The 15,831-nt window shown below is 61.8% G+C and carries 12 protein-coding genes; 5 read left to right on the plus strand and 7 right to left on the minus strand.

What is annotated here, in order from left to right; translation table 11 throughout:
* The first annotated feature begins 151 nt into the window (after window positions 1-151).
* Window positions 152-1,318, plus strand: coding sequence for an MFS transporter (locus Q1A20_RS00720; protein WP_299736472.1), 1,167 nt, complete (start codon window positions 152-154; stop codon window positions 1,316-1,318).
* Here Q1A20_RS00720 and mfd read toward each other — a convergent pair whose 3' ends face one another.
* On the minus strand, window positions 1,319-4,786 hold the full coding sequence (mfd, locus tag Q1A20_RS00725; RefSeq protein ID WP_299915558.1) for a transcription-repair coupling factor: 3,468 nt from the start codon (window positions 4,784-4,786) through the stop codon (window positions 1,319-1,321).
* 33 nt (window positions 4,787-4,819) lie between these two features.
* Window positions 4,820-5,347 (minus strand): component of SufBCD complex, encoded by a 528-nt coding sequence (locus tag Q1A20_RS00730; RefSeq protein WP_298969642.1) that lies wholly within the window; start codon window positions 5,345-5,347, stop codon window positions 4,820-4,822.
* 121 nt (window positions 5,348-5,468) lie between these two features.
* Between Q1A20_RS00730 and hemB the strand changes: the two genes are divergently transcribed.
* Together hemB and Q1A20_RS00740 are read left to right on the plus strand one after the other, a co-directional pair.
* Window positions 5,469-6,473 (plus strand): porphobilinogen synthase, encoded by a 1,005-nt coding sequence (gene hemB, locus Q1A20_RS00735; RefSeq protein ID WP_299404634.1) that lies wholly within the window; start codon window positions 5,469-5,471, stop codon window positions 6,471-6,473.
* A 106-nt stretch (window positions 6,474-6,579) separates the two neighbouring features.
* Window positions 6,580-7,146: a YSC84-related protein gene (locus tag Q1A20_RS00740; protein WP_298969644.1), complete on the plus strand. Its 567-nt coding sequence runs from the start codon at window positions 6,580-6,582 to the stop codon at window positions 7,144-7,146.
* Window positions 7,147-7,198: 52 nt separating this feature from the next.
* Here Q1A20_RS00740 and Q1A20_RS00745 read toward each other — a convergent pair whose 3' ends face one another.
* Complete coding sequence (locus tag Q1A20_RS00745) at window positions 7,199-8,071, minus strand: NAD(P)-dependent oxidoreductase (RefSeq protein ID WP_299404630.1); 873 nt, start codon at window positions 8,069-8,071, stop codon at window positions 7,199-7,201.
* Between the two features lie 103 nt (window positions 8,072-8,174).
* Here Q1A20_RS00745 and Q1A20_RS00750 point away from each other — a divergent pair, with 103 nt between their 5' ends.
* Together Q1A20_RS00750 and Q1A20_RS00755 are read left to right on the plus strand one after the other, a co-directional pair.
* Entirely contained in the window at window positions 8,175-10,640 is a 2,466-nt protein-coding gene (locus tag Q1A20_RS00750) for a penicillin acylase family protein (RefSeq protein WP_299404628.1), read from the plus strand.
* Window positions 10,641-10,644: 4 nt separating this feature from the next.
* A complete protein-coding gene (locus Q1A20_RS00755) occupies window positions 10,645-11,208 on the plus strand; it encodes a pseudouridine synthase (protein WP_299404625.1) in 564 nt (187 codons plus the stop codon).
* Between the two features lie 18 nt (window positions 11,209-11,226).
* Here the strand turns inward: Q1A20_RS00755 and hflX are convergent, their stop codons facing one another.
* The 4 genes from hflX to trkA all read right to left on the minus strand — a co-directional run bounded on the left by hflX (window position 11,227) and on the right by trkA (window position 15,824).
* On the minus strand, window positions 11,227-12,504 hold the full coding sequence (gene hflX, locus Q1A20_RS00760) for a GTPase HflX (RefSeq protein WP_299405168.1): 1,278 nt from the start codon (window positions 12,502-12,504) through the stop codon (window positions 11,227-11,229).
* A 17-nt stretch (window positions 12,505-12,521) separates the two neighbouring features.
* Window positions 12,522-12,761, minus strand: a complete 240-nt coding sequence (gene hfq / locus Q1A20_RS00765) for an RNA chaperone Hfq (RefSeq protein WP_007119530.1) — start codon at window positions 12,759-12,761, stop codon at window positions 12,522-12,524.
* 129 nt (window positions 12,762-12,890) lie between these two features.
* Window positions 12,891-14,444: a TrkH family potassium uptake protein gene (locus Q1A20_RS00770; protein ID WP_299915560.1), complete on the minus strand. Its 1,554-nt coding sequence runs from the start codon at window positions 14,442-14,444 to the stop codon at window positions 12,891-12,893.
* Window positions 14,445-14,447: 3 nt separating this feature from the next.
* A complete protein-coding gene (gene trkA / locus Q1A20_RS00775) occupies window positions 14,448-15,824 on the minus strand; it encodes a Trk system potassium transporter TrkA (RefSeq protein ID WP_298969649.1) in 1,377 nt (458 codons plus the stop codon).
* Window positions 15,825-15,831 lie beyond the last annotated feature (7 nt).

Below are 15,831 nucleotides of genomic sequence, written 5' to 3' on the forward strand. Positions count from 1 at the left end.
GCCGCATTGTGTAAAATTGTGACATTGTTTGTAATACAACTCTGAGTTACACCCGATCAACCGAGGCTCTATTTCGCTTTCGGCTAGGAGTTTTATCGTGTCGGAACCAGTATCACAGCCCGCAATTGGGCGGGTTGAGTTTATTGCCCTGATGGCGATGATGTTTGCCACCATCGCGTTTTCAATCGACGCGATGCTGCCAGCCCTGCCGAACATCGCGCAGGAGCTAACGCCCGACGATCCGACCCGCGCACCGCTGATCATGACTGCATTCGTGCTTGGCATGGGCATCGGGACGTTTTTCACCGGCCCGCTGTCCGATGCCTTCGGGCGCAAGACGGTGATGGTATGTGGTGCTGCGGTCTATATCCTCGCCTCTGCCATCGCCTGGGCCAGCGCCAGTTTCGAGGTGGTCATTGCGGCCCGCATCCTGCAGGGGCTTGGCGCCGCCGGTCCGCGCGTCGTGTCCATTGCCGTCATTCGGGATCTCTTTTCCGGGCGCGAAATGGCCAAGATTGTCTCCATCGTGATGATGATCTTCACGCTGGTGCCCGGGTTTGCCCCCACCCTGGGCTATGTGATCATCACCACAAGCGGCTGGCGCGGCATTTTCATGGCGTTTATCGTTTTCTCCGTGATTTCAGCGGCTTGGCTTATCCTGCGATTACCGGAAACCCTGCCGCGGGAAAACCGTCGCCCGCTCCGGATGCGCCTGCTGCTCGACGCGGTACGCGACATGTTCACACATCCCATCGTGCGGCTGTCGATCCTTGTGCAGACCCTGTGCATGTCGATGCTGTTCTCAGTCCTGATGCTGATCCAGCCGATTTACGAACATGTCTACGACAAGCAGGATACCTTCCACTTCTGGTTCGGTGGCATCGCGCTGGTGTCTGCGGGGGCGAGTTTTCTCAATGCCATGCTGGTGGTGCGTCTGGGCATGCGCCGCCTGATCACCATCGCCCTGTCGATCCAGATCGTGCTCTCTGCCACGGTGCTGGTCCAGAACGAAACCTTCGGCACCAGCACCTTTGCCGTTTTTGCCTTCTGGCAGGCCTATCTGTTCTTTCAGGCGGGGCTGACCATCGGCAATCTCAACGCCATTGCGATGGAACCGATGGGACATATCGCGGGCATGGCCGCGAGTGTAATCGGTGCCGTCTCAACCGTGTTGGCCGCCGCGATCGCATCGCCCATCGGGCTGCTTTTCGACGGGACGATCCGCCCGCTGGTCGGGGCCATTCTGCTCATGGCGACAATGGCATTTGTGCTGATGCGCTACATGGGACGGATCGAGGCGCGCCTGCCCGCTGAATGATCAGCTGGCTTTCGCCTTTTTCCGGGCCTTTTTCTCCGCCACAACTTTTTCCGCCAGATCGCGGGCGATGGCAAAGGCACCCTTGATCTTATCGGCATCCGCCTTCCAGTCGCGGCGCACCACGATCTTGTTGTCCTTGACCTTTGCCATGCCGCGCTGGTCCTGAATGAATTCCACCAGACCTTTGGGGGAGGCGAATTTGTCGTTGTGAAACTGGATGGTCGCGCCCTTGGGGCCGCCATCCAGCTTGGCGATGCCAGCACGCTTGCACATGGCTTTGATCCGCACCACCAGCATCAGCGTGTTGACCTCACGCGGCAGCTTGCCAAAGCGGTCGATGAGTTCTGCGGCGAACCCTTCCAGTTCAACTTTCGTGGTCAAGCTTGACAGGCGCCGGTAAAGCCCCAGGCGCACGTCCAGATCGGGCACATAGTCTTCGGGGATCAGGACCGGCACGCCAAGATTGATCTGTGGCGCCCATTGGTCATCGGCCTCCGAGAGCCCTTCCATTTCGCCCGCGCGGATCTTGGCAATCGCCTCCTCCAGCATCGACTGATAAAGCTCGAAGCCCACATCGCGCATCTGCCCCGATTGCTCTTCGCCCAGCAGGTTACCCGCCCCGCGAATGTCGAGGTCCTGGCTGGCCAGCGTAAACCCCGCCCCCAGCGTGTCGAGGCTTGAGAGCACCCGCAGCCGTTTCTCCGCCGTGGCCGTCAGCCTGGCACGCGGTTTCGTGGTCAGATAGGCATAGGCGCGCGTCTTGGAGCGCCCAACGCGGCCCCGTATCTGATAAAGCTGTGCCAATCCGAACATGTCCGCCCGGTGCACCACCATCGTATTGGCCGTCGGGATATCGAGCCCGGATTCGACGATGGTCGTGGCCAGCAGAATGTCGAATTTGCCGTCGTAAAAGGCGTTCATGCGGTCATCCAGCTCACCCGCTGCCATCTGACCATGGGCCACCACATAGGTCAGTTCGGGCAATTGTTCCTTCAGGAACTCCTCGATCTCCGGCAGATCGGAAATACGCGGCACCACATAGAACGACTGCCCGCCACGATAGTGTTCGCGCAAGAGCGCCTCGCGCAGCGTCACCGTATCGAATTCGCTGACATAGGTGCGGATCGCCAGCCTGTCCACCGGCGGCGTGCCGATGATGCTGAGGTCCCGCACGCCGGTGAGGCTCAGCTGCAATGTCCGCGGGATCGGTGTGGCGGTGAGCGTCAGCACGTGGATGTCGGTGCGCAGCTGTTTCAGACGCTCCTTGTGCGTCACGCCGAAATGCTGTTCCTCATCGATGACCAGCAGCCCGAGGTTCTGAAAGCGGATGCCTTTGGCCAGCAGCGCATGAGTGCCGATCACGATGTCCACGGTGCCGCGCGCCATGCCGTCGCGCGTGGCATTGGCCTCCTTGACTGAGACGAAACGGCTCAACTGGCGCACGTTGATCGGAAAGCCCCGGAACCGCTCGGCGAAGCTCTTGTAATGCTGCCGCGCCAGCAAGGTCGTCGGCGCGATCACCGCGACCTGCACGCCCGACATGGCAGCCACAAAGGCCGCGCGCATGGCCACTTCGGTTTTGCCAAAACCAACATCGCCGCACACCAGCCGGTCCATCGGATTGCCGGAGGTCAGATCATCAATGACATCACCAATGGCGCGCAGTTGATCATCGGTTTCCTGATAGGGGAAACGCGCGGAAAACGCGTCCCACATACCTGCGGGCGGCTCCAGCACCGGCGCCTTGCGCAGCGCGCGTTCGGCTGCGACCCGGATCAGCTTGTCGGCAATCTCGCGGATGCGCTCCTTGAGCCGCGCTTTCTTGGCCTGCCACGCGCCGCCGCCCAGACGGTCAAGCAGCCCCTCTTCGTGCCCGTATTTCGAGAGCAGCTCGATGTTCTCCACCGGCAGGTAAAGTTTTGACCCTTCGGCATATTCCAAAAGGATACATTCATGTGCGGCCCCGGCTGCGGTGACAACCTCCAGCCCCTTGTAGCGGCCAATCCCGTGATCCACATGCACGATCAGATCGCCGGGGCTGAGCGATTGCGTCTCCGTAAGAAAGTTCTCTGCGCGGCGCTTTTTCTTCGCCCCCCGGATCAGCCGGTCACCCAGCACATCCTGCTCCGAGATCACGGTAAGACCAGGTGCTTCAAACCCGTGTTCCAGCGCCCAGACCGCCAGATGCAGCCCGCGTTTGCCGATGCGGGTGGCGTTTGGCACCGGGATCGCCTCGGCCAGCCCTTCGTCCTCGATCAGCCCGGTCAGACGCTCGCGCGCGCCCTCGGAATAGCTGGCGATCAGCACCGGACCGTCGTCTAATTTGACTTTAATATGTGCCGCCAATGCACCGAAAAGGCTTAAAGATTCCTGCTGGCGTTCCGGCGCAAAGTTACGGCCAATCCGCGCGCCAGCATCGGTGACGCCAAGGCCCGTGGGCTGGGGCAACGCCGCGATTTGCGAGACCCGACGCTTGGCCGTGAGCGCCTCCCATGCCGCATCGTCCAGATATAGCCCGTCCGGCGGGCTGGGCTTATAGACGCTGTCCATCTTGGAGCGGTGCGCCATCGCCAAGCGCCGGGTCTCGTACTGATCCGCGATGCTGTCCCACCGCGCCAGACGGATTGGCGTAACCTGATCATCCAGCGTGATCACCGCCTGCGGGACATAATCAAAGAGCGTCTCCAACGCCTCGTGGAAAAACGGCAACCAGTGTTCCGCGCCCTGATGTTTGCGCCCGGCGCTGATCGCTTCGTAGAGCGGATCATCCGTCCCCGCGGCGCCAAATTCGATCCGGTAATTCTGCCGGAACCGCGTGATCGCGGCCTCGTCCAGGATCACTTCGGACACGGGCGCCAATTCAACAATATCGAGCTTTTCGGTGGTCCGCTGTGTGGCGGCATCAAAGCGGCGCGCGCCGTCCAACACATCGCCAAAGAGATCAAGCCGCACAGGCCCCAGATCGCCGGGCGGAAAGATATCGATGATCCCGCCCCTGATGGCATAGTCGCCCGGCTCGGTCACTGTGGGGCTCTGCACAAACCCCATGCGCACAAGGAAGGTTCGCAGAGCGCTTTCGTCCACCCGGTCCCCGACACGGGCCGAAAACGCCGCATCCTTGAGCGTTGCGCGCGCCGGGACCCGCTGCGTGGCGGCGTTGAGCGTGGTCAGCAGGATGAAGCGATCCGGCATGCCGTGCACCAGACCCGCCAGCGTCGCCATGCGCTGCGCGGAAATATCCGCATTTGGCGACACCCGGTCGTAGGGCAAGCAGTCCCAGCCGGGAAACACCACCACCGGCATATCTGGGGCAAAAAAGCGCAGCGCCGCCTGCAACGCCGCGAGCCGCTTGTCATCGCGCGCCACATGCAGGATCGGCCCGTCCCGACGTGCCAGCTCCGACAGCAGAAACTGCGCGTCAAACCCTTCGGGCACGCCGGAGACGGTGATATGCGTTTGCTCAGCCATGGGCTGCTTCAATTGGCGTTCGGGGCGCCGGTGTCAACCGCCCAATGGACCCACGGCGAGGTTTTGATACATCCCCCAGAGGGCCGTTACAAAAATCGAAATCATGCCGGTGATCTGAACATAGAGACGGTGCCGCGTCAGCCTGCGCCGCAACTGCTCGCCACTCGCCGCTTCATGCTGGATCAGGCGCGACGTCGACAGCGAAATCAGGCCGACAATCGACATTGGAAACCCTAGTAAAAACAACGCCTGGGCGATCTCGACGCCATAGAAGAACCCCAGCACGCAGAGCCCGGTCAGTAAAAAGCAGCCAAAGCCCAGAAGCCACAGACCGGATACGCTGGCGATGAAAAGCAGCCGGTTGGTGTTGATCCGCACGAGGTCTTCGAGGTCCTGCTCGGCCTGCCCGCCATTTCTGCGCGCGCGCAGCACCATATCGTAGGGAACGCCCAGAACCCAATGGCTGGCCGTCGACCAGAGCACGGCCAAGGCAATCCAGAACCACAGGTTCGAGAAGGACCGCATGTCAATTAGTTCGAAGACACTTTGATAGAAACTCAAGGGAAACGCTTTACCTGTTTTGACGCCCCCTCTTAGCCTTGGATTTCGGCAATTCCTACCCTTGGCTTGCGGAAAAATCCGTGGCAAGCATGAAGTGTCACACAAACTGGACACATCGCCCATGCGCCCCACTCAAGCCCCCTTTCCGATGACCCGCCTGCGCCGCACCCGGCAAAGCCCGGCCACGCGCGCCCTGACCCGTGAAAACAGCCTCAGCGTGGATGATTTTATCTGGCCGGTTTTTGTGCGCGCGGGAGACGGGATCGAGGAGCCGATCCCCTCGATGCCCGGTGTCTACCGCCGGTCCGTCGACAAGATCGTCAAGGCGGCGCGCGAGGCCGCAGATCTGGGCATTCCGGCGATTTGCATCTTTCCCTACACCGGAATCGAAGAACGCACCGAGGATTGCGCGGGCGCCTGGGATCCGGAAAACCACGCCAACCGCGCCATTCGCGCGATCAAACAGGCGGTGCCTGAGATCGCGGTGATGACGGATGTGGCGCTCGACACCTATAACATCAACGGGCACGACGGGTTTGTGGAGAACGGCGAAATCGTCAACGACCGCACCATCGAGGCCCTGGTCAAGATGACGCTGGCGCAGGCTGAGGCGGGGGCCGATATTATTGGCCCCTCCGACATGATGGACGGGCGCATTGGCGCGATGCGCAGCGCTCTCGAAACCCATGGCCATCAGAACGTGATGATCCTGAGTTATGCGGCCAAATATGCCTCGGCCTTCTATGGTCCGTTCCGCGATGCAGTGGGGGCCTCAGGCGCGCTGATCGGCGACAAGAAGACCTACCAGATGGACCCGGGCAATTCAGACGAAGCGCTGCGCCTGATCGAGCGGGATCTGCGCGAAGGGGCGGACATGGTGATGGTCAAACCCGGCCTGCCCTATCTCGACATCTGCCGCCGGGTGAAAGACACCTTTGGCGCGCCGACCTATGCCTATCAAGTGTCCGGTGAATTCAGCATGATCCAGGCCGCCGCCGAACATGGCTGGATTGATGGCGAAAAGGCCATGATGGAAAGCCTGATGGCCTTCAAACGCGCGGGCTGCGATGGCATTCTTACCTATTTCGCCCCTGCCGCCGCCCGATTGCTGAACGCAAAGCGGTAAGCCGCGCAGCCTGTGACCTTTTCAGTGACAGCGCCACGCAATCGGCGTATGTTCGCGCATAAGTCGGATCAACCGACACACGAGCAACATTTTACAGGCGGATAACATGGAAAATCCAAAACTCTCACGCAGGGTCTTCACCCTTGGCGCGCTTGCGGGCGTATCGGTGACGGCGGCCTGCGGCAATGGCATCGGGTCGCGCGGGGCGGCAACCATCGACGCCCGCGTCGACTCCACGCTGCAGGAAATGTACCGCAGCTTCCCAAACACACGTAATCTGGCGGAAAAGGCCAACGGCATGTTGGTGATGCCCCTGGTGACAGAGGCCGGCTTCGGGTTTGGTGGCGCATACGGGCGCGGCGCATTGCGCGTGGGCGACGTGACGGTCGATTACTATTCCACCACCCAGCTGTCTGGTGGCTTGCAGATTGGCGGACAGCAATATTCCCACGTGCTGTTCTTCATGACTGAGGAAGCACTGACCAATTTCCGGCGCTCGCCGGGCTGGGCCGTGGGGGGCGACGTCAGATATGTGATCTCGGATCAGGGGGACGGGTTCAAGGCGGATTCGACCACCACCTTTGCGCCGGTCCTGGCCGCCGTCTTTGGCCGCGCGGGCCTGCTGGTCGGTGCAACCCTGCAAGGCACCAAATACTCGCGGATCATTCCCTGAGCCGTCAATGTCAAAGCGCCCCCTGCGATCAAGGGGCGCTTTTGGCGTTGCGTCAGCCCGACGCCTGCAAGCGTTTGAAGAGGCTGGAGGTATCCCAGCGCCCGCCACCCATTTTCTGGACGTCCTTGTAGAACTGATCCACCAATGCGGTCACTGGCAGGCTTGCACCGGTTTCATCCGCGGTGGACAGGCAAATCCCAAGATCCTTGCGCATCCAGTCGGTGGCAAACCCGTGATCGAAATGATCGTCCAGCATGGTTTCATAGCGGTTGTTCATTTGCCAGCTGCCAGCGGCGCCCTGGCTGATCACTTCCACCACCGCACGGCCATCGAGCCCCGCCTTGTCGGCAAAATGCAGCGCTTCGCTCAGCCCCTGCACCAGACCGGCGATGGCGATCTGATTGCACATCTTGGTCATCTGGCCTGCGCCACTGTCACCGATGCGGCGGCAGATCTTGGAATAAACCTCCATGATCGGCAGCGCGCGCTCATAAGCGCCCGCATCCCCGCCACACATGATCGAAAGCGCGGCGTTTTCGGCACCGGCCTGCCCGCCGGAGATCGGCGCATCGACAAAGCTGACCTGACTGTCATTGGCAGCGGCATAAAGCTCACGCGTCACTGCGGCAGAAACAGTTGTGTGGTCAACAAAGACTGCCCCTGATGCCATCCCAGCAAAGGCCCCGTCCGGCCCCAGACAGACGGACCGCAGGTCATCGTCATTGCCCACACAGGCCATGACAAAATCAGCGCCCTCGGCCACTTCGCGGGGCGTTTTCGCCATCGCGCCACCATGGGCCGCCACCCAGTCTTCGGCCTTGGACGCGGTGCGGTTGTAGACCGTCACATCGTGACCTGCTTTTTGCAAATGGCCCGCCATTGGGCCTCCCATGACGCCCAGTCCTAAAAATGCCAGCTTGGCCATATGTTTGCCCTTCTCTTTTTCCGTGTTGCGTTACGCTGTTCTCCTACCTAACAGTCAGAACCCAAGGGTCAACAAAACGTCGGACTTTTCACACGGGGCATGAATGAATCTGATCTTTAGATGGTTGGTGCGGCTGGCGGCCACTCTGGTGGTGATTGTCGTGTTGGGTGTGGTCCTGGTCTACTACCTCGCGTCACGGTCGCTGCCGGACTATGACAAGGTCCTCGAACTGCCCTATCTCACTGCCCCTGTCGAGATTGTGCGCGACAATGCCAACGTGCCGCATATCTTCGGCGAGGCCGATACCGATGTCTTCTACGCGCTTGGCTATGCTCATGCGCAGGACCGGTTGTGGCAGATGACGATGCTGCGCCGCACGGCACAGGGTCGATTGTCCGAAGTCTTTGGCACCGCAACGGTGAATATCGACAAGCTGATGCGGCGGCTGGATCTTTATGCGCTGGCCGGTGCCTCGGTGGATGCGCAGGACGAACGCACCAACCTGATGCTGCGCGCCTATGCCACCGGTGTGAATGCCCGGCTGGACGAGATCAATGCCAGCGCCCTGGGGCGGGGCGCGCCGGAAATGTTCCTGTTCAACGCGCCGGTCTCAGCCTGGCGGCCATCGGATTCGATTGCGATCATCAAATTGATGGGGCTGCGGCTCTCCGGACATCTCGACAAGGAGGTGCTGCGGGCGCGCATGTCGCTGGCCTTGCCGGATGCGAACCGGCTGGCCGATATTCTGCCCGACGCGCCGGGCAGCGGGCTGGCCGCCCTGCCCGAGTATTCCCAGCTTGTGCCGGGGGTGTCCCGGTTTGCGCAGAGCATACCGCTCGACCCGCACCCCTTGTCGCCCTTCCAGCGGCATGCTTTTGCAGGCGCATCAAATGCCTGGGCTGCTGCCCCCTCGCGCTCCGCCTCTGGCGGGACGCTGCTGGCAAATGACCCGCACCTGGGGTTCTCCGCCCCCTCCATCTGGTATCTGGCACGCATGCAATTGCAATCAGGCAGCATCATCGGCGCGACCATCCCCGGCATGCCCATCGTGCTCAGCGGTCGCAGTGAGGCGCTGGGGTGGGGTCTGACTGCCGCCGGCATGGACGACCAGGACGTTTATGTCGAAGCGCTGAACCCGGACAACCCCGAAGAATACCGCACGCCGGATGGCTACAAGACTTTTGAAAAACGCGGGTCCATCATCAACATCAAGGATTCCACCCCCATCACCATCACCCTGCGCTGGACCGACAATGGGCCGGTTTTGCCGGGCACCCATTACAATCTGGCCAGCATTACCCCGCCTGGGCATGTCGCCTCCCTCGCCTGGACCGTGCTGAGCCCGAACGACACGTCGATGACCGCAGCGATGAAGCTGATGGGGGCAAAATCCGTGCGCGAAGGGGTTGCCGCAGCCGAAGATTACATCGCACCGGCGCAGAACCTGATGTTGGCGGACCGCAATGAGATCGGCATGAAAATGATTGGCGCGATGCCCCGTCGGGATGCGCGCCACCAGAGCCAGGGCCGCCTGCCCAGCCCCGGCTGGATCGAGTCCAACCGCTGGCAGGGGCGCTTGCCCTACGCCGCCAACCCGGAATTCATTGCCCCCAACGGCGGGATATTGGGCAATACCAACAACAAGCTTGTAGACCGCCCCTTTCCCAACCACGTCTCCTTTGACTGGGAGGACACACAACGGGTGCAGCGATGGCAGCGCCTGATGCAGGCCCGCGAAGTCCATACCCGCGACAGTTTCATCGAAGCGCAGCTGGACACGGTCAGCTTCACCGCGCGCTCGCTCCTGCCGCTAATCGGTGCCGAGCTATGGTTTACCGGCGAGGCCGCCCCCGAGGGGACGCCGCTGCGGCAACGCCAGCGTGCCCTGACCCTGCTTGCAGGATGGTCAGGTGAGATGAACGAACACATGCCCGAGCCGCTGATCTATGCGGCATGGCTGCGCAGCCTGCAGGACCGCATGGTGCGGGATGAGCTGGGACCGCTGGCCAGCGAGCTGACCCATGTGGAGCCACTGTTCATCGAACGTGCCTTTCGCGACATCGACGGGGCCTCGGTGTGGTGTGACGTGATCCAATCCGCGCCGGTGGAAACCTGCGCCGACATGGCGCGGCTGGCGTTGGATGATGCGCTCATCTGGATTGAGGAGACCTGGGGGCCACAGCTTGAATCGCTGCGCTGGGGCGACGCGCATCAGGCCACACATGATCACGCGGCCCTGGGTAGCATTCCGATCCTGCGGTTTTTTGTGAACATCCGCCAGTCGACCAACGGCGGCGACAACACGCTGCAGCGCGGTCTGACCAGCGGGCGGGGCGAAAACCCTTTCCACAACGTGCATGGCGCGGCCTATCGCGGGGTCTATGATTTCGCCGACCCGGACAGCTCCGTTTTCATCACCTCAACTGGCCAGTCGGGCCACTTCCTGTCGCGGCACTATGACGACATGGCGCAGCTTTGGCGGCGCGGCGAATATATTCCGATGTCACTGGATGAAGGTCTCGCGCGAGCGGCTGCCGTGGGTGTCACCGTATTGAGACCGCAGCAATAGCCCGATGTCCCGCGTCATCCTGTTTCACAAACCTTTCGGCGTACTGTCGCAGTTCACCGACAAGGGGACCGAAGGCACGCCGCGCCCAACCTTATCCGCCTTTATCGACGTGCCGGGATTTTACCCTGCCGGGCGGCTGGACAAGGACAGCGAAGGGCTGATGGTGCTCACCGATGATGGCAAGCTGCAGGCGCGCATTGCCAACCCCAAGCATAAGATGGCGAAAAACTATCTGGTGCAGGTCGAAGGCACGCCCGACGCACAGGCGCTGGATGCGCTCAGGGGCGGTGTGCGCCTGAAGGACGGCGTGACAAAACCCGCCGACGTCATCCAGATTGACCCGCCTGATCCCCTCTGGCCGCGCGATCCCCCGGTACGGTTCCGCAAAACCGTGCCCGATGCCTGGCTGCGGATCATGCTCAGGGAGGGCAAAAACCGGCAGGTTCGGCGCATGACCGCGCATGTCGGGCTGCCATGTCTGCGCCTGATCCGGGTTCAGATCGGCCAATGGCATCTGAATGAACTGGCGCCCGGTGCCTGGCGGTTTGCCGACGCAGGTGGCCCATAGGCCCACCCTACGAGGCCATCACAGACGCGCGAACTGCGCTTCTTGCCGAGCGGTCCAGCGCACGGTGATCTCAAAGCCCTCGTCGGTCTGGCGTTCCGTCTCGACCAGTTCGTGATCGAACAGCCAGGCCCGCTTTTTCCCGTCAGCAAATCCCAGGCTCAGCTCCGTTTCGCGCTTGGCTCCCTGCAGCTGCGTCGTGATTGCCGCCAGAAGCGGGTCCACCCCTGCGCCGGTGAGCGCCGAGATGGCAAAGACATGATCATCGCGCGCGGCACGGGCCTGCATGGCCTCGGCAGCCTCAGGGGTCATCAGGTCCAGCTTGTTCCAGACCTCAAAGCTCGGACGGTCGTCCTCCACGCCCAGCGACGCCATGATCTCGCGCACGTCCTGCGCCTGCTCTTCGGTTTCGGGGTGCGAAATATCTCGTACGTGGCAGATCACATCCGCCGCCAGCACCTCTTCGAGCGTCGCCCGGAAGGAGGCCACCAGTTCGGTGGGCAGATCAGAGATGAACCCGACCGTGTCCGACAGGATCACCTCTGGCCCGTCCGGTAAATGCAACCGCCGCATGGTCGGATCAAGCGTGGCAAAAAGCATGTCCTTGGCCATCACCTCTGCCCCTGTCAGGCGGTTGAAGAGCGTGGATTTGCCAGCGTTCGTATAGCCCACCAGCGCCACAATCGGATAGGGCACCTTGGCGCGGGCGGCCCGGTGTAAGGCCCGTGTTTTTACCACCTTTTCCAACTGACGTCGCAAGCGGGTCAGCTGGTCATCAATCGCGCGCCTGTCCGCCTCGATCTGTGTCTCGCCGGGACCGCCAACAAACCCCAGACCGCCCCGTTGCCGTTCCAGGTGGGTCCAGGCGCGCACCAGCCGCGTGCGCTGATAGCTCAACGCGGCCATCTCCACCTGCAGCACACCCTCGCGCGTCGCCGCACGGTCGCTGAAGATCTCCAGGATCAACCCGGTGCGATCAAGCAGTTTCACGCCCCATGCTTTTTCGAGGTTGCGCTGCTGTACCGGGCTAACGGGGCCATCGACCAGAACCAGCTCAATCTCCTGCGCTTCCAACATCTGTTTGATCTCGGCGATCTTGCCGGAGCCAAAGAGCATGCCCGCCCGCACGGTCTTGAGCGGCACGATCTCGCCGCCCACGACCTCCAGCTCCGGCAGGGCGCGCGCCAGCGACATGGCCTCTGCCAGTGCGTGATCGGCCAGGCGACGTTCGGGGTCGGATTTGATGTCAGGATGCAGGACCCAGGCGCGCGTGACCCGCGCTGCCTCGTCATTCTCGATTTGAAATGGCGCTTTGCTCAAGAAGCGTCTTCGCCCTCATACAGGCTGATCGGTTGGCTGGGCATGATGGTCGAAATGGCATGTTTGTAGACAAGCTGGGACTGTCCGTCGCGCCGTAGCAGCACACAGAAATTATCGAACCAGGTGATCACACCTTGCAGCTTCACCCCATTGATCAGGAAGATTGTCACAGGAACTTTAGTCTTGCGTACATGGTTCAGGAACGCATCCTGAAGGTTCTGTCTGTCCGACGCCATTTTAGCACTCGCCTTTTTTCTTGCCGGAGCCCGCAGATCGAGCCCGCCCCTCGCGCCAATTATGAAGCGCTAAACGCGGAGATTCCACCCCAAAAAACAGTCCGTTACGGACCTATCGGCGAAACTCCCCTAGTCCCGCCATAAATCCGGGGTCAAAAGCGCAATAATCGCCAGTGTTTCCAACCGCCCCAGGACCATCGCTGCGCAAAAAACCGCCTTCGCGTAGGGGCTCAGTTGCACCAGCGAAATCGGCGTATCCGCCGCGAAGGTTGTCAGCGGCCCGGTGGTGGACAACCCGGCAATGCTCAGCACCAATGCATCCTCGAAAGACACCCCCAAAAGCGCCAGCAGCACGGTCAGAACCGCCAGCGTCAGCGCAAAAAGCATGAAGAATATCCAGGCGATAAACGCCCCGTTGCGTTGCAGCCGCCTGGTGTCCGACCCGGCGCCGCTGACTGAGGAAGGATGCACCAGCCGCTCCATCTCGCGCAGACCATTGAGGTAGAGCGCAAAAACCCGCAGCAATTTTACCCCCCCGGCCGTGGTGGCAACCCCACCCCCGATCAACGCCAGCCCCATGAGGATCAAGCCCGGTGTTTCCAGCCCCGACCAGGCCTGGGTCTGCGCCCAATCCGCGCTGGCAAACCCCGTGGTCGTCAAAAACGACATCACCGTGAAAACAGAGCCCCATAGCGCGCGCCAGGCCTGCTCCAGATCATCTTCGGCCGCCACATCCAGGGCCCCCAGCCAATGGCGCAGAAACAGGATCAGCGGCACGCCGACAATCAGGACGATGCCCAGGCGGAATTCAGGATCCGTGCGCAGCCCGCCCTGCGTCGCGGTGATCGTATCGGACGAAAAGGTCAGACGCGAGAGGGCAAAGAACATAAAGAGCAGCATCAGCGCCTCGCCCGTCGCCCCCGATCTGGCAAATTCGGCCCCGCCCACCGGTGAAATGCCCGAGGTGGCCATGACCGACATCGCATGGCTCAGCGCCACAAGAGACGCATCGCCACTGATCATCAACAGAACCCACAAGAGCACCGTCAGCCCGAGATAGATCGGCAGCAACGCCCCGGTGACACGCAGCAGCCGCTCGCGCGGGTCCGCCCGGTCGATGAGGCTGGAGCGGGCCTCGCGTTGCCCGGGTTCCGCCTGCGCCGTCACCTCGAAACCGCCCAGATTAAGCGGTGCCAGGATCGCAGAGGCGGCAATCCACATCACCGCCCCGCCCATCCAGCCGACCTGCGCCCGCCAGAGGTGCAGGGTGCTGTTCAGGCGCTCGGGCTGTTCAAACAGCGTGGCCCCGGTGGTGGTGACGGCGCTGACCATCTCCACGTAGGCGTTCAGAAATGTGGTCGTGCCCAGGCCTTCGAAAAAGGGAATGGCCAGAAACGCAGGCAGGAACACGAAAGTCGCAAAAAGCGACATCAAAGACCCCAGCGCGCCGTTGCGCTGCCTGCGCCCGGCATGGGCGATCGCAATCAGGGTGAAGATCGTGAGCCCGAGAATGGCGCAGTAAAAGAACATCCGCGCGGTATCGAGATTGCGCGCCACGCCACCATGCAAAGCAGGCACGAGCATGGAAACAGAGGCGACGCCAAAAATCAGCAAAAACAGCGGCAGGTCCATCAGTTGGACAAATGCGCCGCTGCGTTGCTTGGTATGTGGCGCCTGCGACATGGCTTAGAAGAAGTCGATGGAGACCTGCAACAGCCGCTCCACTTCCGGCACATCACCTGCCAGCGCGAAAATAGCGACGACATCGCCTTCGTCGATCCGGGTGCTGCCAAGCGGGCGGATCACCTCGTCGCCCTTCTTGATGGCCCCCACCAGAACGCCTTCGGGGAAATCGACGTCTGATATGCGCTTGCCCGCGAGCGGCGAGGTTGACAGAACCTCCGCCTCGATCACCTCGGCCTCGGCGTCGCCAATGGAATAGACCGCGCGCACCCGGCCATGGCGGATATGGCGCAGGATCGAACTGACGGTGGTGGCGCGCGGATTGATATAGGCGTCGATGCCCAGCGGGGTCATCAACGGCACCAGCGTGGGGTCGTTGATCAGGGCAATCGTATAGGGGCAGCCCTCGGCCTTGGCCCGCACGCAGGCCAGCATGTTGGTCTTGTCGTCGTCGGTGATGGCGAGCATGCCATCCGCCCGTGAAATCCCCGCCTCGGCCAAAAGGGCCGCATCCAGCCCGTCGCCATTGAGCACAATGGTGCGCTCTAGCGCTTCGGCAGCCTTTTCAGCACAAATGCGGTTTTTCTCAATCACTTTGGCGCGCACGCGCTTGGCGCGGGCTTCCAGCGTCTGTGCCACGGCCAGCCCCACGTTGCCGCCGCCCACCAGCACCACACGTTCCTGCTTGGCAACCCTTTTGCCAAAGATTTCCAGCGTGCGCGGGATGTCGTCAACATGGGTGAAGACATAGCAATCGTCGCCCACAAAGAGCTGGTCCTTGGCTTCAGGCGCAAAGAGCGAGCCTTCGCGCCGCACTGCAACCACCGTGGCCCGCAGCGTGGAGAAAAGATCCGTGAGCTGCCGCAAGGGCGTGTTCACCACCGGGCATTCCTCTTCGATGGTGATGCCCATCAGATGCGCCTGCCCGTTCATGAAAATCTCGGTGTCAAAGGCGGCTGGGGCTGACAGCCGTTGCAGGGCGGCGGCGGCGACCTCCTTTTCGGGACTGATCACCACGTCGATGGGCATATGATCGCGCCGGTAGAGATCCGAATAGATCGCATCGAGATAAGAGCGGCTGCGCAGCCGGGCGATCTTGCGGTTGACGCCAAACACCGAATGCGCCACCTGACAGGTGACCATATTGACCTCATCCGAATAGGTCGCGGCGATGACCATCTCCGCATCGCGGGCCCCGGCACGGTCCAGCACATCCGGATAGCTCGCAAACCCGGCGATCCCCTGCACATCCAGCGTATCGGTCGCGCGCCGCACCAGATCGGGGTTGTTATCGACCACCGTGACATCGTTGCGTTCGCCGGAAAGGTGACGCGCAATCTGCCATCCCACCTGACCTGCGCCACAGATAATCACCTTCATGCGTATG

Origin of the sequence: uncultured Roseobacter sp., assembly GCF_947501835.1 — a bacterium.
Classification (GTDB): domain Bacteria; phylum Pseudomonadota; class Alphaproteobacteria; order Rhodobacterales; family Rhodobacteraceae; genus Roseobacter.